This window comes from Bacillus sp. F56 (assembly GCF_001748205.1).
GTDB classification, from domain to species: domain Bacteria; phylum Bacillota; class Bacilli; order Bacillales; family Bacillaceae; genus Bacillus; species Bacillus stercoris.
Genome location: NZ_BDFC01000010.1, coordinates 44,160 through 63,791 on the forward strand (window position 1 = coordinate 44,160; position 19,632 = coordinate 63,791).

Consider the following 19,632-nt stretch of genomic DNA (forward strand, 5'->3'; position numbering starts at 1 on the left):
GCCGGCAAACGTGGTACACTTATGGCCAAAGGTATTTTATCACAAATACTGGATGGCAGAAAAACTTAAATATGACAGCAAAGGGGAAATGGGATATGACCGAACAACGCCGTAATGTTTATTTTTTTCACAAACAGGACCAGGAAACAAACGAACAAGCCCGCTCGTTAACACAATTGGCTGAAGAGCATGGATTTACCGTTGTGAACCAGCACTCAGATGCCAATATTATTGCCAGCATTGGCGGGGACGGCACATTTTTGCAGGCAGTCAGAAAAACGAATTTTCGCGACGACTGCTTGTACGTCGGCATTACCAAAAAGGGGAAAGCTCATTTATATTGCGACTTTCATAGTGATGAGCGAGAAAAAATGGTCGATGCCATGACGTTTGAACAAATTGAAGTCAGAAAATATCCGCTGATTGAAGTGACAGTGGATCATGCCAGTCCTTTTCACTGCTTAAACGAGGTATCCATCCGTTCAAGCATCATTAAAACCTTTGTGATGGACGTGCTGATTGACGATCTGCACTTTGAAACGTTTAGAGGTGACGGGATGATTATCTCAACGCCTACAGGCAGCACCGCCTATAACAAGTCTGTTGCAGGAGCGGTTGTTGATCCGCTGCTTCCATGCATGCAGGTATCAGAGCTTGCATCTCTTAACAATAACACCTACCGGACACTTGGCTCGCCATTTGTCCTCAGCTCGGACCGAAAGCTGACCCTTCGTGTGGTGCAAGACGGCAACGAACACCCAATCATCGGATTGGACAATGAAGCACTCAGCACGAGAAATGTGAAAACGATCGAAATCAAACTGTCTAATAAAAAAATAAAAACAGTCAAACTAAAGGACAATTCATTTTGGGAAAAAGTGAAGCGTACTTTTTTATAAAAAATTAAAAGGACAGGCTGCTGCCTGTCCTTTTATGATTTCTCATATACAATCTGGCCGTTAATCACGGTTTTTTTAATATCTAAAAGATGAAGCTGTGCGGGGTCAATGGCAAACGGATCACCACTGAGAACTGTAAAATCCGCGTCATAACCTTCCGCAATTTTTCCGCGTGACTTCTCTTTATAAATGATTCCGGCGCTTCCTTCTGTATAAAGCTTTATCGCTTCATATACAGATAAACATTCACTTTCATTATAGCTTGGCCCGTTATGCTCATGAATGCTCTTGCGAAGCACCGCGGACTGGATCCCAAGAAGCGGGTCAACAGGCTCAATCGGAGCGTCTGAACCGCCCGCGCATAAAATGCCTCTAGACATTAAGGTTTTCCAGGCAAATGCAGTCTTCATCCGGTCTTTTCCGAGACGGTCAATGACCCACGGAAAATCGCTTGCAACAAAATGCGGCTGAAGATCAAGCGCGATCGGCATGTTTGCTGCTCTCTCGATTAATTCGCTATCAAGCACTTGAGCATGAATAAGCCGGTCATGCCGGCCGTTTTGGGGCGGATGCTTTTCTATTGCGTTGAGCACTTTTTCAAAAGCAAGATCGCCGATTGCATGAACAGCAACCTCCATCCCTTTTTCTCTCGCTTTGCGAATGAGCCGGCCAAGGGTTTCGTCATCATGAACCTGAACCCCCTGAGTTGATGGATCATCCTGATATGGTTCTTTCAATAAAGCCGTTCTCCCGCCAAGCGCCCCGTCCGCAAAGATTTTCATCGCTCCAAACTCCACATACGGGCCGGACGGCTTCTCCAGCTCCTCCCATCGGTCGACAGCCTCATGATGAACGAGCAGATGGCAGCGGAACGGATACTTTCCGCTAGCGGCAGCTTTCTCATAAGCTTTCATCGGCACCGAAACATCACCATAATAGGACAAGTCTTCCGAATGTCCGCCTGTCAGGCCTTTTGTCCAGCAGTCCTCTATTGCAGCCGTTAATGCCTCATCAACATAGTGCTGGGAGACCGGCGGGACAGCCTGCAGAATCAAATCCTGCGCCTTATCAAAAAGGAGGCCCGTCGGCTCTCCATTTGCATCTTTTACGATGACGCCGCCGTCAGGATCAGGAGTGTTTCTTGAAATTCCCGCCGCTTGAAGAGCCGCAGAATTAACAGCTATTGCATGCCTGCATACTCGCTTGAGCAAGACGGGCCTGCCTGGAAACAGGCGGTCTAGATCATGCTTATTCAAATAGTCCGGTTTCTCAAACTGATTTTCATTCCAGCCCTCTCCAATGAGCCACTCGTCTTCAGGAAGCTGCCGCTCTCTTTCCTTTGCAGCCTGTACAATCGCTTCTTTAGACGTCAGTGCGGACAGATCAAGCTGAAGCTGTTTTTCGCCGTGGCCGATCAAATGTAGATGGCTGTCAACAAAACCGGGGAACATCACTGCTCCATTCAGGCTGATTTCTTCTGTTTCCGGGGAGCCGTACTTTTCCTTCAGATGTTCATAGCTGCCGGTGCCTTTTATGACACCATCCTCAACATAAACTGCCTCTGTCCGATCGCCTTCTTCGAGCATCGTATAAATGAAACCGCCGTGCCATATCGCCTTCATTCACGTTCACTCTCTTTCTTTACGCCTTTTTATTGGCTTTGAGCTGTTCTTCACGTTTTCTTAATTCCACTCGTCTGATTTTTGCAGAAGCCGTTTTCGGCAGGCTTTCCACAAATTCAATTTCTCTTGGGTATTTGTATGGAGCGGTAATCGTCTTCACATGATTTTGCAGTATTTTGACAAGCTCTTCACTTCGTTTTTCATGATTTTGTAGGACAACGTATGCCTTAACGATGGAGCCTCTGATTTCATCAGGGCTTGCGACAACAGCACACTCTTTTACTTCAGGGTGCTTAACAAGCGCGTCTTCCACCTCGAATGGCCCAATCGTGTAGCCGGAGCTGATAATGATATCGTCATTTCGGCTTTCAAACCAAAAGTAACCTTCCTCATCTTTTCTCGCTCTGTCTCCCGTTAGGAAATAATCGCCGCGAATTTGTGTTTTCATTCTTTCCGGATCTTTAAAATATTCCTTAAAGAGCGCAGGCGTGCTGAGGTGAACAGCGATATCGCCAACCTCACCAGGTTTGCAGACTTCACCGTCTTCATTAATGATTTCCACCTGATTTCCCGGTGTTGGTTTTCCCATGCTTCCCGGTTTAATAGCCGTATCTTTCAAAACACCGACTAAAAGCGTGCTTTCTGTTTGGCCGTATCCGTCCCGTACCTTAATGCCAAAGTGCTTTTGGAAAACATCAATGACTTCACGGTTGAGCGGCTCGCCTGCGGAAACAGCGCTGTGAAGGGCAGAAAGATCAAAGCGGTCCAAGCCTTCGACCTTCGCCATTAAGCGGTATTCTGTCGGCGTACAGCAGAAAACATTGATTTTGTAGCGGTTTAAAAGCTCTAAATATTTTTCTGCTTTGAATCTGCCGTGGTACACAAAACCCGTTGCTCCGCTGCCTAGCACCGCTAAAAATGGGCTCCACACCCACTTTTGCCAGCCAGGGGCAGCAGTCGCCCAGACGATATCCTTTTCCGAAATATCAAGCCAAGCGCCGGCAGAAGTTTTTAAATGAGCAAATGCCCATCCGTGTGTATGTACAACACCTTTCGGCTGACCTGTTGTCCCGGAAGTATAAGATAAGAAAGCCATATCATCTCTTGTTGTGTCAGCTGTTTTAAATTGGCTTCCGTCCGCTTCAATTGATAAGAGATTTTTCCAGCCGGCATCATTCTCACCAATAGACAGTGTAATCAGTTTGTCAGCCGTACTAACATCACGGAAAGCGCCGATAAATTCGGAATAGACAATGGCGCCTTTTACCTCTGCATGTTCAATTCGGTATTCAAGATCCTTCGCACGAAGCATTTCAGAGCACGGAATGACAACCATTCCAGATTTCAGGATAGCCAAATAAACTGCATAGGCTTCTAGCACCCGCGGAACCATTACAATCAGCTTGTCTCCCTTTTTAAATCCAAGATCAGCTAAGACCGCTCCGATTTTATTTGTTTCTTCCATCAGCTTTTCATAAGACCATGATTCTTGCTTGCCCGACTCGTCCTCCCATAGAAGAGCGGTTTTTTGTCCAGCGGCACTGAACTTTTCCATTTCATTCACTAAATTATATTGCATAGGGGCAATTAAATCTTCACGTTTTAACACGAACAACTCCTCACTTTCTCCACCCATTATACATAAATACAGGCTCTTTCCGTAAGGATATGCCTAAAAACAACCTCTGTAAACATAGATTTTATAGGCCGCTGGTCCTTTTTTATATGTAAAAAATGAAAAGGAGTGGGGATCCCCCCACTCCAAAGCCATTATGTGAAATTGTAAATTAGAATTGTCCTCCGCCCATGTTTTGTTGAGCAAAAGATACAAGACGTTTTGTGATCTCTCCTCCAACAGAACCGTTAGCGCGAGAAGTTGTGTCTGCTCCAAGGTTTACACCGAATTCAGAAGCGATTTCTAATTTCATTTGGTCGATCGCTTGAGCAGCTCCTGGTACTAAAAGGTTGTTGCTGTTACCTGAGTTATTGTTAGCCATGTGTCTCACCTCCTTGTGAGTATAGAATGTGTTAAAACACATGGCTTCATTCACAAAAACTTTGGTAATTGTATACAGGAGCTAGAAATGGCTTTAAAAGAGTTCAGCGAATTTATCGTTAGCCTCTTGTTCGCTATACAGGGTCATTGTTTCAATGTTATCAACCGCTTCTTGAATATACGGCTCGAAATCAACAAAGCTTTCAAAGTGTTCAATTTTTTCTTTTTTAGGGCGTGTTTTCGGGCTTGGCGGCGTAAAGATCGTGCAGCAATCTTCAAACGGCTGAATGCTTGTCTCATAAGTGCCGATTTCCCGTGATTTTTCGATGATTTCTGTTTTATCCATGGCGATTAACGGACGCAGAATCGGTGTTGACGTCACCGCATTAATCGCATACATGCTTTCAAGCGTTTGGCTCGCTACCTGACCGAGGCTTTCTCCCGTAATGATGGCAAGCCCGTTTCTCTTTTCTCTGATTCTGTCGGCGATCTGGAGCATAAGGCGGCGGGTTGCCGTCATCGTGTAATTTTCAGGAATTTGTTTTTGGATGAGCTCTTGCGTTTTTGTAAATGGAACGATATGAAGCGTCATGCTTCCCCCAAAACGGGACAGGCATTTTGCCAGATCCATTACCTTTTGCTTTGCGCGCTCACTCGTGTATGGCGGGCTGAAGAAATGAACAGCTTCTACCGACAGCCCCCGTTTCATCGCATAAAAACCGGCCACAGGACTGTCAAAACCGCCTGAAAGCATGAGCATCGCTTTTCCTGCTGAACCAACCGGCAGCCCGCCTGCACCTTTTTCATCACGAATTGTCAAAAATGTTGCTTCTTCCCTGATTTCGATTCTGAGCGGGATGTCTGGGTTGCGGACATCGACCGTCAAGCCTTCTGTATTTCGCAAAATATGACCGCCGATTTCAGCGTTCATCTGGTTTGTATCTAATTCAAATTGTTTATACGCTCTCTTTGTCGCAACTTTAAACGTATCACCTGGTTTATACTGATCCTTGATAGCCTGCAAAGCAGTTGCCTTAATATCATCAAGGCGGCTGTCACACTTAATCGCCAGGCTGAAGCTTTGAATCCCAAACACCTGCTTTAAATGAGGAAAAAGAGCCTCAGGGTCCTCACCATTTAATGTAATCGTCATGCGATCCCTATTGGAAAAGTATTTCAAATTCGGATAGTCTTTCAAAACGAGTCTCACGTTTTGTTTTAAGCGCTCAATAAAGCTTTTTCTGTTTTTGCCTTTGGTCGAAATTTCCCCAAAACGAATTAATATATGATCGTAATTCATGTTCTACCTCATCATTTCCCTTAATTTTTTGATGCCAGGACGAAGCTCGTTTATAAACGGTTCTGCCACATCGCTAGTCTGGCTGTAATTTAAACTGATTCTGATGCTGCTTCCGGCAATCTGCTCTCCTTTGCCCATCTCTAAAAGAACTTTACTGGGCTTATGTTCTTTTGCCGAGCAAGCAGACGTTGTGGAGACGAATATATCCTGTTCTTCAAGCATGTGTAAAAGCACTTCTGCTTTAATCCCCGGAACAGAGAAATTAATAATGTGCGGTGCGCTATTCATTTGAGGCGTGTTGATAACGACGCCCTCAATTTCACTCAGCCTTTTCATAAACAATTCCTTTGCGGCAGTCATCGTGTCAAGCCGTGCAGCAAAATCAGCAGCGGCAAGATTAATGGCCTTGGCAAGCGAAACCGCACCCGCAGTATGTTCCGTTCCGGCCCGTATGCCTTTTTGCTGAGAGCCTCCCGTTATGAGCGGAATAAGGCGTGTTCCTTCTTTTACAATAAGTGCGCCTGTCCCCTTTAGACCGTGAAATTTATGCCCTGATATTGAACATAGATCAATGCCGGCCTTTTCAATTGCCAAGGGCACTTTATAGATGCCCTGCACATAATCAACGTGAAACAAAATGTTCGAGTGCTCTTTCAGCACTTCTCCTGCCTCTTCAATCGGCTGCACGGAACCAACTTCATTGTTCACATGCATCATGCTGACTAGGACGGTATCGGGACGGATGGCTTTTTTTAGTTCTTCAATAGAAACAAATCCGTCTTCGTTTACAGAAAGATAAGTAACATCAAACCCGAACAACTCTTTCAGCTGTTCTAACGATTCCGTAACGGATGGATGTTCAATAGAAGTGGTAATGATATGTTTGCCTGTTTTTATTTTTGACAAAGCGGCTCCTTTTAAAGCCGCATTATTGGCTTCTGTGGCGCCTGACGTAAATACAATATCATATTTTTTTAGGCCTAAGGACCTTTTGATTTGATTTTTGGCTGCCTGAAGCAGCTGTTCCGTTTCGGCTCCATATCGGTGCAAAGATGAAGGATTGCCAAAATATCGGCTGCTTGTCTGTTCATACACGTTCAAGACTTCATCATAAGGCTTCGTTGTTGAACTATTGTCTAAATATAACATCATTTTACTCCTTTAATATGAAAGCGATACAAAACTAATTTTATATGTTACCATAACAAATTACTGCTGAAAAAGTAAATAAAATTACTATTGACTTCTTCATGCATTCACCTATAATTAGATTTGTTACTTTCGTCATATTATCTGACAATTAATTGACAGAATATTCTACCATAGTAAAATTAGGAGGACTTATACATTATGAAATCAACACTATCAGCCAAGGAAACGATCGCGATTGGGCTTATGCTCTTTGCACTGTTCTTTGGTGCAGGAAATATGATATTTCCGCCGGAACTTGGACAAGCAGCCGGGGAAAATGTTTGGAAAGCGATGGCTGGCTTTCTCGTGACGGGTGTCGGTTTGCCGCTTTTAGGTGTTGTAGCTGTCGCTTTAACAGGGACGGATGCCAAAGGCCTTGCTGATAAAGCACATCCGGTCTTCGGAACAATTTTTACTGTCGTTCTTTATTTAACAATCGGACCGCTATTCGCGATTCCGCGGACAGGCACAGTCTCTTATGAGATTGCCGCTGTACCGTTTGTAAGCGGGATACCTTCTTGGGTCGCGCTGCTTGTTTTCACATTTATTTTTTTCGCTATTACGTACTATCTGGCTTTAAATCCTACAAAGCTTGTTGACCGTATTGGAAAAGTTTTAACACCTATTTTGCTTGCTGTTATTGCTATATTAGTCATCAAAAGCATCGTAACGCCGATGGGGGACATTCGGTCACCGCTTGAAGCGTATGCTTCCGGATCATTGTTTAAAGGATTTTTAGAAGGCTATAAAACAATGGATGCACTTGCTTCTATTGTGTTCGGAATTGTCGTTGTCAATGCTGTTAAGGACAGAGGCATCACCAGCCGTAAATCAGTTGCTTCTGTATGTATTAAAGCGGGACTTGTTGCAGCAGCGGGACTCGGTCTGGTTTACGTTTCACTCGCCTATTTAGGAGCAACAAGCACTGATTCTGTAGGACTCCTCGGTTCAGGAAGCAAAATTTTATCTGAATCTTCACAGCACCTGTTCGGATCATTAGGAAATATCATTTTAGGCGTCGCTATCCTATTCGCGTGCTTGACTACAAGCATTGGCCTTGTCTCTTCATGCGGAAATTATTTCTCAAAGCTGATTCCTTCTTTATCTTATAAAGCCGTTGTAACGATTGTCACTGTGTTCAGCTTTATTATTTCTAACTTTGGGTTGTCAAATATCATTTTGTTCTCAGTTCCTATTTTATCAGCTATTTATCCGTTAGCAATTGTTATCATTCTGCTTTCATTTATTGAAAAATCATTTAAAGGCAGACGTGAAGTATATATTCTTTGTTTGATCGCAACTGGTATTTTTAGCATTATCGATGGCCTGAATGCCGCAAGCATTCCGCTCGGTTCTTTAAATAAAGTTCTCAGTCAATCGCTGCCGCTTTACAGCTTAGGATTTGGCTGGGTCCTCCCTGCAATCATTGGAGGCGTTGCCGGTTATCTGATTTCTCTTGTTACCGGTTCGAATAAAAAACCAGCTAATATCAACTAGCGAAAACCAAAAAGCCTTATTGGATCCACATCCAATAAGGCTTTTTTATATTCTGAATACATATAAAAGGCCGAGCATGTATGCGCCGGCCTTTTATATACTCTTTATTGGTATTGATGCTCTTTTGTCTTTTGCGATTCTATTTTTCGGACAGCACCCGGTGCGGCTTTTTCAACTGCGGCTGCTGCTATTTCATACGCTTCACTGTAATCATATTCATAAAAACGTCTTTCCGCTTCTTTCAGCTGTTCAGATAAAATATGATTCTGGCTTCTGAACCGGTTTCCGAACTGAATGATTTTTTCAATGAGGATGACCTGCTCGACAAGTTCTTCTGATTCCCGGCTTGCCCTGTTGACGATATCTTCTGCTTGCTTCAAATGGGCTCCGGCTTCTTCCATATTTAATGGAAGTTCGTTTAGTTGATGGACTGTCTCTTGAATGTGATGATGCGCGTTCTCCAGCATCTCTTGAATATGGCCCGGAATGCCTGGAATGTTGCTAGTCTTCAGCAGTCTTGCTGTCTCAGAAATTGTTTTTTTCAAATTGCTGAGCGTCTCCCTCGCCTGAAGCTCTTCTTTTCTGAGCGCTTGCAGATTTTCACGATACTCGGCATGCTCTTTTTTCACTTCTTCAAGCTGCTTCTCTATTGAAGCAACTTCATCTACTAAAAGTGAGTAGGCGACATGCTCTGCATCCAGCTTATCTTTAACAGATGACAGCAGCTTGCCAATTTCATCAAGGCGCTTTTCAAAAGCCTGCTGTTTGCCGAGCTCGCCGGCTGTCAGCCTGTAGCTTTCCTTCACCAGCTCAGTTTCCGCCCTCGTATGCTCTTTCTCTTCTTTAAGCTTGTCATAAGCAATAATCAATTCAGGCATTTTGCTTAGTACAGATTGACCGGCTTCAACTTCGCCCTCCAGCTGCTGATAAACAGATTGAATATTTTCGTCAATAAGCTGCAGAATTGCGGACGCTTCATCAATATCCAGCTCAGTCATCAGGACATGCTCCGCCCGTTTTAACTGATTTGACAGATTTTCTAATTCCTTATCAAGCTGGATATGTTCAAGCTTGTACCCTTTTTCTTTCATTTCGGCATAGCCGTCCTTGAGCTTTGCAATCTGGCCTGGCACCGTCTGCTTACAATCAGCTAACAGCTTCGGCACGTCATCTATGTATGACTGAAGCCGATCAAGATTGCGGTCCTGCTCAAGCAATACTTTTCGTGCAGTAATATAGTTTCCGCCTTCTGTTTCTTCTTCAAATTGTTTGATGCCGCTCCAAATTTCGTCCAGATCCTTTTCAAGGCTGTCATAAAGGTCCCCGTAAAGGTGGCTGTATGCCAGCAGGTTTTTTCGAGATTTCGAATAGCGCTCCCTCACCTGTTCAATCTCTTCACGGCTCTTTTCCTCACTTGTGACAAGGTCGCTGATTTCCCGAAGAATCTTTTCAATGCTTGATTCCGCCGCTGTCAGCAAGTCGTCGATATGAACGAGCACTTGATTGGCCTTTTTAAACCGGTATTTGTCTGCATTTTCCTCGGCATCATAAAGGAGCTCTTCAACTTTCGGCATGTGGGCTGTGACAATCTCATCCCATTCTTCACGCCACTTCTCAAAGAACTCTTCTGTCTGACCCGTCATTTTTAAATGTTTAATTTTGGACATTTCTTCCACAATCGACCGATTCAGAATTTCAATCTTCCACGATTCCAGCCGGTCGATTTCGGCGTAGATTTTTTTCCTGAAAAAGTAGCCTGCCGCAAACAGCGCAAGCAGTACAATTAATAATCCAATGACAAACTCCATAATGAGCCCCCTTGCTGTTTACCTTAATCTGTCAGGGTGTTTTATTTATTCAGAAAGATTTCAGGATATGTATTGAGAAAAACTGTCGTTTTCATTGTTATTATGATACCATGTAACAAACATTTTTTGACCAGAAATCAAAAACTTTTTGTGCAAAATCGGCAGGATTTGACTATTTTTTCATGGGGTGACATCAATGCAAAAGCGAGACGGACATATTCACACACCATTTTGCCCTCACGGCTCCAATGACACACTCAGACAATATGCAGAAGAAGCCTTAAAAAAAGGGTTCGAATCGATTACTTTTACCGAACACGCCCCATTGCCGCCCTCTTTCACCGATCCCACCCCGCTGAAGGACAGCGCGATGGCGCAAGCTTCTTTGGAACGCTATATTCATGAAATTTCCGGATTAAAAAAAGAATATGGCGGACAGCTTTCTATCCGGACGGGGCTTGAAGTCGATTATATTGCTGGATTTGAAGATGAAATTACATTATTCCTGGATACATACGGGCCATATTTAGATGACAGCATCTTATCCGTTCATTTTTTGCGCACAGGCTCTTCCTATCTGTGCCTTGATTATGACGAGCATACCTTTAAAGAGCTGATTTCAGCCTGCGGAAGCATTGAAGCTGTATATGAACAATATTACCGGAGTATCTATTCTTCCATTGTAGCATCTCTCGGCGTCTATAAGCCAAAAAGAGTCGGTCACATCACACTCGTCCAAAAATTCATCAAGCTGTTTCCGTATAGCATGTCAGAGCATATTCGCGGTCTCGTTTCTGAGTGTCTGGATGCCATTGAAAAAAACGGAATGGAGCTCGACTTCAATACTTCCGGCTTAAGAAAAATGTACGCTGGCGGTATTTATATCGAGGATTGGATGCTGAATGAAGCGAAGCAAAAGAAGATCCCGCTTGTGTTTGGGTCTGATGCCCATCAAGCGGGAGATGTCGGATATGCGTATGAGGCGTTTTTGGAACGATACTAATTGGTGAGCGCCACGTCTCCTGTCCGGAAGACGCTTTTGATCCAAATCTTGATCTCTTCAAAATACATTTTATAAAAATATGGCTCGTGCGGCTGCATGTAGAGCACTTCTGAAATATATTGAGGCTGGAGATAGGGCATCATCAAGAGAGATTTTAATTGAAGAATAAAATGAGGCAGCGGCAGTGTTAAATGTTCACGCTGTTTTTCTCCTTCCTCAATGATCAGCTGGAAGATATACTTTTCCTTCATTAAATATGTCGACATAATTTCCCTGATTAACGTGGAGTCAATTGTGACTTCCCGGTAGACAAAACGAGTTAATTGACGATGATTATGCTGATAGGATAAAATATCGAAAACCAATTGGAGAAGCTGTTCCTGCGTGCTTTGAGAACAGATATTGCTTGCCGCTGTTTCAAGCGTTTTGCTGTAGCCTTCATAAAACTCTGAAACTAAGTGTTCCATCAAGCCTCCTTTGCCTTTAAAATAGTAGGAGATGTGCGCAACATTTACATCAGCTGACTTTGCGATTTCACGGACAGATGTGCCTGAAAATCCTTTTTGGTTAAAAAGCATGACAGCAGATTCAATAATTTTGTCTTTGGTGCTTACTTTCATACGGCTCACTCCTTCCTCTTGATATTATTCAAGCAGGAAGCCGCTGTTCCTGTAAGAACTTATCGACAAATGCCGGCAGAAAAGCCGGAACTTTGTTTTATATTATAGAAAAAGTGAGGGTTTTCCATGTTCCATGTCGAAAAACAATCTGGAGATAAAGAAAAAGACTATCAGCTTCTGCTAAAACAGCTCGAAGCCATGACCGAAGACGAAACAGATCCAATAGCTAACTATGCAAATGCCTCAGCATTGCTGTATCATTCGCTGCCTGAGGTCAACTGGGCTGGTTTCTATTTTGCCAAAGAAGAGGATGGACAGCTTGTGTTAGGTCCATTCCAAGGCCTTCCGGCATGTGTACGGATTCCTTTCGGCAGAGGGGTTTGCGGCACAGCGTACGCAAACGGAAAAGTGGAGCGTGTGGAGGATGTAAACGCGTTTCCGGGACATATCGCCTGCGATGCAGCGTCTCAATCAGAAATTGTGCTTCCGATTCGTGTAGACGGAAAAATGGTCGGCGTCTTAGACATCGACAGCCCAGTGAAAAACCGTTTCGACGAAATTGATGAAAAATACTTAACTCAATTTGCCGAAAAGCTAGAAAAAGCATTAGCGCAGTAATATAAAAGCCCAAAACTGACATCGTTTTGGGCTTTTTTCATTTTATTGAATCATGAATCATCAAGCGGTTTTTCCCGCTCCTTTTCGCGCTATAGAGCGCTTCATCAGCCTCATGCACAAGCTCTTTCAGAGACTTTCTTGTTTCTGTCGTCCAGCATGAGATACCGCAGGAAATGGTTACCTGGGGTTTCGTATTTTTTCTGACAGCATAAACCAGCCGCTCGGTAATCCGTTTCCCCACCGCAACCGGCACATTTGGCAAATAAATCGCCAGCTCCTCGCCTCCCCAGCGGGCACCGACATCATGCTTTCGGATGTTGCTTTTAATCACTGAAGCAACTTGAATTAAAATCTCGTCCCCAGTCTGATGGCCGTACGTATCATTTACATTCTTGAAATTATCAATATCAACAAGAATAAAAACACCCTTTTGGTGGATTTTCATGCTGTATTGAATTTTTTCATCTAAATACGCCCGTGAATACAGTTCAGTCAGCTGATCTGTTTTTACGAGATGCTCCAAACGGTCGCGAAGCATTGAATTGGTTACAGCCAGTGTCGCGTGATGAATCAGCGCCTGAAACAGCTTGTACATTTCAAATGTAAAAGCATACAGCTCCTGTTTCAATAAAACCGCAAAGCCTAAAAGACGGTCGTTTTGAATCATCGGAGCAGCCATCAGCGAGCCGTACCCCGCCTGCCCAAAAACAGACTGGCCATTCCCGATGAAAACTCCTTTTTCACCTTCATACAGCTTTTCTTTCAGCTCATTATAAAAATCTGATGGCTTCGCTTCTTTAAAAAATGCTGTGCTTCCTGGGAGCAATGCTAGATTTTCAAAATGGTCGATATGAAAAAATCCCACTTCTTCTGCCTGAAACGATTCTGCCATTCTCACAGCCAGATCATTCATTGTATCAGTCAGTGTCAGCCGCTGATTCAAGCGGCGTGATGTTTCATTGATCAATTCCAAATTTGCGATGCTTGCTTTTGATTGTTCGTAGAGCTGGGCATTTTCAAACGCTTTTCCCGCCGCGTTTGCTAACAGCGACATTTCATCAAGGCAGGAATCAGTAAGAAAGCTGTCGCCTGTTCCCTCAGCTTTCAAAACCCCATATGTGCCCTGCTGTCCTTTGATCGGAATATAGGCGGCCGATTCATTTTTCCGCAAAATATCCCCGGACAAATACACTTTGAGCGCAAAGGAATCGGATTTTTCCCCTTCCATATACAGCTCTTTTGCAGGAACCCCTAAACATTGGTCTTGATCGTGCGATATAAATAAAGAAAACTCAAAAAGAGAAAATGTGCTGGTCAAGCTTTCTAAAAGCTGCTTCAGCACATCTGTCTGATCAAGCAGTGAATGGAACAGCTCTGTCATTTTGTATATTTTTTTTTGGTAGATCGTTTTGTTATAGAGTGTTTCTTGTTTCATCGACTGGTTTAAAAATGAAGCAACTACATCCGGAAGCCCTTCAGGAATCTCTTCATCCTGCCTGCATGCAAGATGGAAACGCCTGCCTGAGCCGTCCTCTATCAGATAACATGAAGTGTTTATTTTTGAAACGGAAAAACGGGCTTCACCATCTGCCAGTTTTGTCACAAAGTCTGATGATGACGGTGTAAGCGAAACACAAAGGGTTGAAAAATAGGTTTGAATAGCCGAAGTCAGCCATATGAAAGAGTCGGTGAATGTGACTTTTTCCGATTTGGTTAATAAAAAATCGAGCATATGATAATGAAAGGCGGATAATTGATCTTTAGTTTGTTCTACCATGTTTTTATCACCTAAAAGTTTACCACTAATTTTTGTTTATTATATCATAAACGGTGAAGCAATAATGGAGGAATGGTTGACTTCAAAACAAATAAATTATATAATGACCTTTGTGTGAAATATTGCAGCCTTTTTGTTCAGCTTCTATGTTTTCATTTTGTTCCTTATCCATAAGGTGTATCGTGTAACTCTCTGCTGCTGGAGCGAGGATACATGAAAACAAAATGTGCATGGTCGAATAGAGCAGACGGTTTTTATTTTCCACAAAAATAAAACCAAAGGAGGAGTCACATTATGGCTCGCTATACAGGTCCATCTTGGAAACTGTCCCGCCGTCTAGGAATCTCTCTTAGCGGTACAGGAAAAGAATTAGAAAAACGCCCTTACGCTCCAGGTCCACACGGCCCAGGACAACGTAAAAAATTATCAGAATACGGTTTGCAATTGCAAGAAAAGCAAAAGCTTCGTCACATGTACGGTGTAAACGAACGCCAATTCCGCACTTTGTTTGACAAAGCTGGCAAACTAGCTGGTAAACACGGTGAAAACTTCATGGTTCTTTTAGATTCTCGTCTTGATAACGTTGTGTACAAGCTAGGTTTAGCACGTACTCGCCGTCAAGCTCGCCAATTGGTTAACCACGGTCACATTCTTGTAGACGGAAGCCGCGTTGACATCCCGTCTTACCAAGTAAAGCCTGGTCAAACAATCGGTGTTCGCGAAAAATCAAGAAACCTTTCTATCATCAAAGAATCTGTTGAAGTGAACAACTTCGTTCCTGAATACCTTACTTTCGACGCTGAAAAGCTTGAAGGTACTTTCACTCGTCTTCCTGAGCGTTCTGAACTTGCTCCGGAAATTAACGAAGCGCTTATCGTTGAGTTCTACTCTCGTTAATCGTTTTAAAAACCCCTGCCGCTATGCGGTTGGGGTTTTTTTATCGTCTGTTTCGTCTTTCGCCTCTTGCTGGCCAACACTATCTTGCGCCTGCCGCTCCCAATAATCCCGCTGTATCCGTTCTTTAGCAATCGTGCACATGAGATTCACGCTTTAGCGCTCCTTTCTTTTAAAAGGTGATGTGGTTGATCGTGTTTGCCCTATCTAATATACTCTTTTCCTTTCATTCCTATGCGGTAAACAAAAAGATCCTTTGCCTTCAGTGGCAAAGGATCTTTTTCTTATTTATATGTCACAAGGAAATATTTTTTCTTCCCGCGGCGCAGAACAGTAAATTGATTTTCGATGCGGTCTTCAGCCGATAGGATATAATTTATTTCTGTCTGGCGTTCGCCGTTAATGTAAACAGCTCCGTTTTGGATGTCTTCACGCGCTTGACGTTTAGAAGGAGATAATTTAGATTGCACCAACACATCTACAAGTGAAAGCTCTTGGCTGCTGTCAACTTCCATAGAAGGAACATCTTTAAAGCCTACCTTTACGTCTTGAGCGGAAAGCTCTTTAATATTGCCGCTGAACAGCGCTTGGGAGATGTTGATGGCTTGCTCCAGCGCCTCGCGTCCGTGAACAAGCGATGTCACTTCTTCTGCCAGGCGTTTTTGCGCTTCACGTTTTTCCGGCGCTGTTTCTGTTTTTTCAGCGTATGCTTCAATTTCCTCTTTTGATAAGAACGTAAAGTATTTCAAGTATTTGATAACATCACGGTCATCTGTGTTGATCCAGAATTGATAGAATTCATATGGTGATGTTTTTTCCTTATCAAGCCAGATCGCGCCGCCTTCCGTTTTTCCGAACTTCGTGCCGTCTGCTTTTGTGACAAGCGGAATCGTAAGGCCGAACGCTTTTGCTCCTTCTTCTTCTGATTTTCTGATCAGTTCAAGACCCGCTGTGATGTTGCCCCACTGATCGCTACCGCCGATTTGCAGTTTACAGTTTTTGTCTCTGTAAAGATTTAAGAAATCATAAGATTGAAGAATCATGTAGCTGAATTCCGTATACGAGATGCCGGATTCGATTCTTGAGCTGACCGTGTCTTTTGCCAGCATGTAATTGATTCCGAAATTTTTACCGACATCACGAAGGAAATCGATCACATTCATTTTGCCGATCCAGTCAAAGTTGTTTGCGATGACAGCTGGGTTTTCTGCTGCGTCAAAATCTAGAAATCTGGACAGTTGGTTTTTGATTTTTTGGGACCATTCGGAAACGATGTCAGCAGTGTTTAAAGTACGCTCTGCTTTTTTTCCGCTTGGATCACCGATGAGGCCCGTAGCGCCCCCAACAAGTGCAATCGGATGATGCCCTGCAAGCTGAAAACGGCGAAGTGTTAAAATAGGCAGCAAGTGTCCGATATGCAAGCTGTCTGCTGTCGGATCAAAACCTGAGTACAAGCGGATCTTTTCTTCATTCAGCTGTTTATTTAATCCCTCTTCATCTGTCATTTGCTGAATCAATCCGCGGAAGGATAAATCTTCAAGTAAGTTTGTCATAAGATAAAGCTCCTTTTTTGATTAAAATAAAAAACGCCCCTTCGTTTACACGAAGGGACGATTGATTATCGCGGTACCACCCTACTAATAAGAGAATGAAAAACATTCGCCTTATCACTTTGCCTGATAACGGATCAGGTCCGTTCTTTCACTACTGAAAGCCTGGCCGGCTTTGTTTGCAAAAGCGGTTCATGAGTGTATTCGATATATCCGTCTGTGCTGATTTTCACCGGCCATCAGCTCTCTGGAACGTAAGGATATTCTACTTGTCTCAATCTTTACCTTTTCATATGAAGCTATATCATTTTTAACATAAATAAAATCCCGTGTCAACGTCGCCTTTTAATCCTCCATCGTTGACAGATCACCGGCTGGGAGATTAAGCTCCCATGCCTTCAGCACGCGTCTCATGATCTTTCCGCTTCGGGTTTTCGGAAGCTTATCTTTAAATTCAATCTCACGCGGAGCCGCATGGGCTGCAAGCCCCTGCTTTACAAATAGACGGATCTCTTCTTTCAGTTTGTCAGACGGCTCAAATCCTTCCCTGAGTGCAATAAAGGCTTTAATGATTTCTCCCCGTACCGGATCAGGCTTTCCGATTACACCTGCTTCTGCAATGGCCGGGTGTTCGACAAGCTTGCTCTCCACTTCAAATGGGCCTACGCGCTCACCGGAGGTCATGATGACGTCATCTACTCTGCCTTGGAACCAGAAGTATCCCTCTTCATCCATGTAAGCAGAATCACCAGACACATACCAGCCGCCCGGCATGAAATACGATTCATACTTTTCAGGGTTATTCCAAATGGTATGCATCATGGAAGGCCAGCCCTTTTTGATAGCGAGATTGCCCATTCGGTATGGCGGAAGCTCATTTCCTTGATTGTCAACGATCGCAGCCTCCACTCCCGGAATCGGCTTACCCATCGAACCGGGTTTAATATCCATGCAAGGATAATTGCAGATGAGCTGACTGCCCGTTTCGGTCATCCACCATGTATCATGGATTCGTTTGTTAAAAACTTTGTGTCCCCATCTGATGACCTCCGGATTGAGCGGCTCACCAACACTGAGTACATGCCGGAGTGAGGTTAGATCATATTTCGCAGCCATTTCATCTCCCGCTCCCATCAGCATCCGAAAAGCGGTCGGCGCGCTGTACCAGACATTGACGCCAAGCTGTTCAATCGTTCCATACCAGCTTTCCGGGCTGAAACGTCCGCCGACGATGACATTTGTCGCCCCGTTCAGCCACGGTGCAAAAATGCCGTATACCGTACCTGTCACCCAGCCTGGATCAGCTGTGCACCAATAAATGTCTTCTTCCTTTAAATCAAGGACCCACTTTCCTGTTTGATATTGCTGAATCATCGCTTCATGGACATGCAGCACGCCCTTTGGCGTTCCAGTGGAACCTGATGTATAGTGAAGCAGAAAACCATCTTTTTTATCCATCCATTCGATATCCAGTCTTGTGCTCTCCTGTTTCGCTGCTTCATCATAATTGATGAGGTTTGTGCCGCTCTCAGCCTCTCCGCCGACAACGAATATATGCTGCAAGTGAGGCAGTTTGTCTGCCGGTATCCTCTCCAGCAGCTCAGGCGTTGTGACAACAACCTTTGCCTCACTGTTTTCAAGCCGGTCCTTCACCGCTCCCTCCATAAATGCTTCGAACAGCGGCCCGGCGATGGCGCCAATTTTGATAGCGCCAAGCATAATAAAATAAAGCTCGGGTGATCTCGGCATAAAAATAAAAACGCGGTCCCCTTTTTCCACATTTCCATACCGTCTCAGCACATTCCCGGCTCTGTTTGATTCTTCCTTCATTTCTTTAAATGTGTATTTTTCATCCCGTTTTGCGTCTTTATAATAAAGTGCTACTTTGTTTTTTCGAAACGATTCGGCATGGCGGTCAATCGCTTCATACGCCGCATTCAGTTTCCCTGTCTCATGCCAAGAGAAATGTTTCTCTGCCTCGGCCCAATCAAAATGCCGGTACGTTTCTTCATAGTTTTTTAAGTTATGATCCCCCTCTATTGCTGGTAACGCTTTCAAATTCATGCCCAAACATCCCCCTTTGCTGAAGTTGTCACAATTATTATAGTATAAATTCATATTCTTCTCAATTTTTAAAATATAAACCATGTTGAAAACGCTTTATATTTTGGTATTCTTAAAGAAGGCATGTATTTTTATAAGAATTGATGGGACGGTGAATTAGTGGAACATCATAAAACATACCATTCAGCAAACATCAAAACAGCAACCGGCTCTTTACTGATAGAAGGGCCTGTCTCTCCAGAGGATTTGGCAGGTTATGAGTTTCATAAAGATTTAACCGCATTTCGCCCGCCTCGCGAGCAGCATGAAGCGCTAGTCGATATTGCAGGCCTTCCAGAAGGGCGCATTATTATTGCCAGAGACGGCCGAACCATTGTCGGCTATGTCACGTATTTATATCCTGACCCGCTCGAAAGATGGTCTGAAGGAAATATGGAGGATTTGCTTGAGCTCGGAGCCATCGAAGTAGCGCCGGACTATCGGGGATGCGCTGTCGGAAAGACCCTTCTGACCGTCAGCATGATGGATGAACAAATGGAAAACTACATTGTGATGACGACAGAATATTACTGGCATTGGGATTTAAAAGGGATGAAAAAAGATGTGTGGGAATACAGAAAGATCATGGAAAAGATGATGAATGCAGGCGGATTGGTCTGGTTTGCAACGGATGAGCCGGAGATCAGCTCCCACCCTGCAAACTGTCTGATGGCCCGCATCGGAAAAAACGTCAGCCAAGAATCAATTGAACAATTTGACAGGCTCCGTTTTTATCATCGTTATATGTATTAAC

17 protein-coding genes and 1 other annotated feature are annotated in these 19,632 nt (G+C 43.8%); of the genes, 6 read left to right on the plus strand and 11 right to left on the minus strand.

The features are described from left to right. Positions 1–95 precede the first annotated feature (95 nt). A complete protein-coding gene (locus BFW96_RS17210) occupies positions 96–899 on the plus strand; it encodes an NAD kinase (protein ID WP_040082141.1) in 804 nt (267 codons plus the stop codon). A gap of 32 nt (positions 900–931) precedes the next feature. On the opposite strand, the gene BFW96_RS17215 is transcribed toward BFW96_RS17210, so the two are convergent. The 5 genes from BFW96_RS17215 to BFW96_RS17235 all read right to left on the minus strand — a co-directional run bounded on the left by BFW96_RS17215 (position 932) and on the right by BFW96_RS17235 (position 6,966). After that, a complete protein-coding gene (locus BFW96_RS17215) occupies positions 932–2,521 on the minus strand; it encodes an amidohydrolase (protein ID WP_069840122.1) in 1,590 nt (529 codons plus the stop codon). Between the two features lie 19 nt (positions 2,522–2,540). Continuing rightward, positions 2,541–4,130, minus strand: a complete 1,590-nt coding sequence (gene mbcS / locus BFW96_RS17220; protein WP_069840123.1) for an acyl-CoA synthetase MbcS — start codon at positions 4,128–4,130, stop codon at positions 2,541–2,543. A 178-nt stretch (positions 4,131–4,308) separates the two neighbouring features. Further along, positions 4,309–4,518: an alpha type acid-soluble spore protein SspA gene (sspA, locus tag BFW96_RS17225; protein ID WP_003223491.1), complete on the minus strand. Its 210-nt coding sequence runs from the start codon at positions 4,516–4,518 to the stop codon at positions 4,309–4,311. Between the two features lie 93 nt (positions 4,519–4,611). After that, entirely contained in the window at positions 4,612–5,817 is a 1,206-nt protein-coding gene (gene thiI, locus BFW96_RS17230; protein WP_014664989.1) for a tRNA uracil 4-sulfurtransferase ThiI, read from the minus strand. Positions 5,818–5,820: 3 nt separating this feature from the next. Beyond that, entirely contained in the window at positions 5,821–6,966 is a 1,146-nt protein-coding gene (locus tag BFW96_RS17235; RefSeq protein ID WP_069840124.1) for a cysteine desulfurase family protein, read from the minus strand. Positions 6,967–7,167: 201 nt separating this feature from the next. On the opposite strand from BFW96_RS17235, the gene brnQ reads away from it, so the two are divergent. Then, a complete protein-coding gene (gene brnQ, locus BFW96_RS17240) occupies positions 7,168–8,505 on the plus strand; it encodes a branched-chain amino acid transport system II carrier protein (RefSeq protein ID WP_069840125.1) in 1,338 nt (445 codons plus the stop codon). A 104-nt stretch (positions 8,506–8,609) separates the two neighbouring features. Here the strand turns inward: brnQ and ezrA are convergent, their stop codons facing one another. Beyond that, positions 8,610–10,313, minus strand: coding sequence for a septation ring formation regulator EzrA (gene ezrA, locus BFW96_RS17245; RefSeq protein WP_069840126.1), 1,704 nt, complete (start codon positions 10,311–10,313; stop codon positions 8,610–8,612). A 196-nt stretch (positions 10,314–10,509) separates the two neighbouring features. Between ezrA and hisJ the strand changes: the two genes are divergently transcribed. After that, the gene (hisJ, locus tag BFW96_RS17250; RefSeq protein WP_069840127.1) at positions 10,510–11,316 is read left to right on the plus strand and encodes a histidinol-phosphatase HisJ; all 807 of its coding nucleotides are present in this window, start codon (positions 10,510–10,512) and stop codon (positions 11,314–11,316) included. On the opposite strand, the gene refZ is transcribed toward hisJ, so the two are convergent. Then, positions 11,313–11,936, minus strand: coding sequence for a transcriptional regulator RefZ (refZ, locus tag BFW96_RS17255; protein WP_014664994.1), 624 nt, complete (start codon positions 11,934–11,936; stop codon positions 11,313–11,315). The two genes, hisJ and refZ, sit on opposite strands and share 4 nt — an antisense overlap. 126 nt (positions 11,937–12,062) lie before the next feature. Between refZ and BFW96_RS17260 the strand changes: the two genes are divergently transcribed. After that, positions 12,063–12,554 (plus strand): GAF domain-containing protein, encoded by a 492-nt coding sequence (locus BFW96_RS17260; protein WP_014664995.1) that lies wholly within the window; start codon positions 12,063–12,065, stop codon positions 12,552–12,554. A 37-nt stretch (positions 12,555–12,591) separates the two neighbouring features. On the opposite strand, the gene BFW96_RS17265 is transcribed toward BFW96_RS17260, so the two are convergent. Beyond that, entirely contained in the window at positions 12,592–14,331 is a 1,740-nt protein-coding gene (locus tag BFW96_RS17265; protein WP_069840128.1) for a diguanylate cyclase domain-containing protein, read from the minus strand. A gap of 294 nt (positions 14,332–14,625) precedes the next feature. Here BFW96_RS17265 and rpsD point away from each other — a divergent pair, with 294 nt between their 5' ends. Further along, on the plus strand, positions 14,626–15,228 hold the full coding sequence (gene rpsD, locus BFW96_RS17270; RefSeq protein ID WP_014664997.1) for a 30S ribosomal protein S4: 603 nt from the start codon (positions 14,626–14,628) through the stop codon (positions 15,226–15,228). Between the two features lie 21 nt (positions 15,229–15,249). Here rpsD and sr7p read toward each other — a convergent pair whose 3' ends face one another. From sr7p to acsA, 3 genes are all read right to left on the minus strand, one after another. Continuing rightward, positions 15,250–15,378 carry a small protein SR7P gene (sr7p, locus tag BFW96_RS22035; protein WP_041521401.1) on the minus strand — a complete coding sequence of 43 codons (129 nt, stop codon included), beginning with the start codon at positions 15,376–15,378 and terminating at the stop codon, positions 15,250–15,252. 131 nt (positions 15,379–15,509) lie between these two features. Further along, positions 15,510–16,778, minus strand: a complete 1,269-nt coding sequence (tyrS, locus tag BFW96_RS17280; protein ID WP_069150080.1) for a tyrosine--tRNA ligase — start codon at positions 16,776–16,778, stop codon at positions 15,510–15,512. A gap of 50 nt (positions 16,779–16,828) precedes the next feature. Continuing rightward, positions 16,829–17,066, minus strand: a binding site (T-box leader). Positions 17,067–17,120: 54 nt separating this feature from the next. Beyond that, positions 17,121–18,839, minus strand: coding sequence for an acetate--CoA ligase (acsA, locus tag BFW96_RS17285; protein WP_014665001.1), 1,719 nt, complete (start codon positions 18,837–18,839; stop codon positions 17,121–17,123). 159 nt (positions 18,840–18,998) lie between these two features. On the opposite strand from acsA, the gene acuA reads away from it, so the two are divergent. Further along, on the plus strand, positions 18,999–19,631 hold the full coding sequence (gene acuA / locus BFW96_RS17290; RefSeq protein ID WP_014665002.1) for an acetoin utilization protein acetyltransferase AcuA: 633 nt from the start codon (positions 18,999–19,001) through the stop codon (positions 19,629–19,631). Position 19,632: the final 1 nt, after the last annotated feature.

What these genes read in the sequence shown, in the direction of transcription:
- BFW96_RS17210 (WP_040082141.1), top strand. Translation starts at nt 96, where the DNA reads ATGACCGAACAACGCCGTAATGTTTATTTTTTTCACAAACAGGACCAG.
- BFW96_RS17215 (WP_069840122.1), bottom strand. Translation starts at nt 2,521, where the DNA reads ATGAAGGCGATATGGCACGGCGGTTTCATTTATACGATGCTCGAAGAA.
- sspA (WP_003223491.1), bottom strand. Translation starts at nt 4,518, where the DNA reads ATGGCTAACAATAACTCAGGTAACAGCAACAACCTTTTAGTACCAGGA.
- thiI (WP_014664989.1), bottom strand. Translation starts at nt 5,817, where the DNA reads ATGAATTACGATCATATATTAATTCGTTTTGGGGAAATTTCGACCAAA.
- BFW96_RS17235 (WP_069840124.1), bottom strand. Translation starts at nt 6,966, where the DNA reads ATGTTATATTTAGACAATAGTTCAACAACGAAGCCTTATGATGAAGTC.
- brnQ (WP_069840125.1), top strand. Translation starts at nt 7,168, where the DNA reads ATGAAATCAACACTATCAGCCAAGGAAACGATCGCGATTGGGCTTATG.
- ezrA (WP_069840126.1), bottom strand. Translation starts at nt 10,313, where the DNA reads ATGGAGTTTGTCATTGGATTATTAATTGTACTGCTTGCGCTGTTTGCG.
- hisJ (WP_069840127.1), top strand. Translation starts at nt 10,510, where the DNA reads ATGCAAAAGCGAGACGGACATATTCACACACCATTTTGCCCTCACGGC.
- refZ (WP_014664994.1), bottom strand. Translation starts at nt 11,936, where the DNA reads ATGAAAGTAAGCACCAAAGACAAAATTATTGAATCTGCTGTCATGCTT.
- BFW96_RS17260 (WP_014664995.1), top strand. Translation starts at nt 12,063, where the DNA reads ATGTTCCATGTCGAAAAACAATCTGGAGATAAAGAAAAAGACTATCAG.
- BFW96_RS17265 (WP_069840128.1), bottom strand. Translation starts at nt 14,331, where the DNA reads ATGGTAGAACAAACTAAAGATCAATTATCCGCCTTTCATTATCATATG.
- rpsD (WP_014664997.1), top strand. Translation starts at nt 14,626, where the DNA reads ATGGCTCGCTATACAGGTCCATCTTGGAAACTGTCCCGCCGTCTAGGA.
- tyrS (WP_069150080.1), bottom strand. Translation starts at nt 16,778, where the DNA reads ATGACAAACTTACTTGAAGATTTATCCTTCCGCGGATTGATTCAGCAA.
- acsA (WP_014665001.1), bottom strand. Translation starts at nt 18,839, where the DNA reads ATGAATTTGAAAGCGTTACCAGCAATAGAGGGGGATCATAACTTAAAA.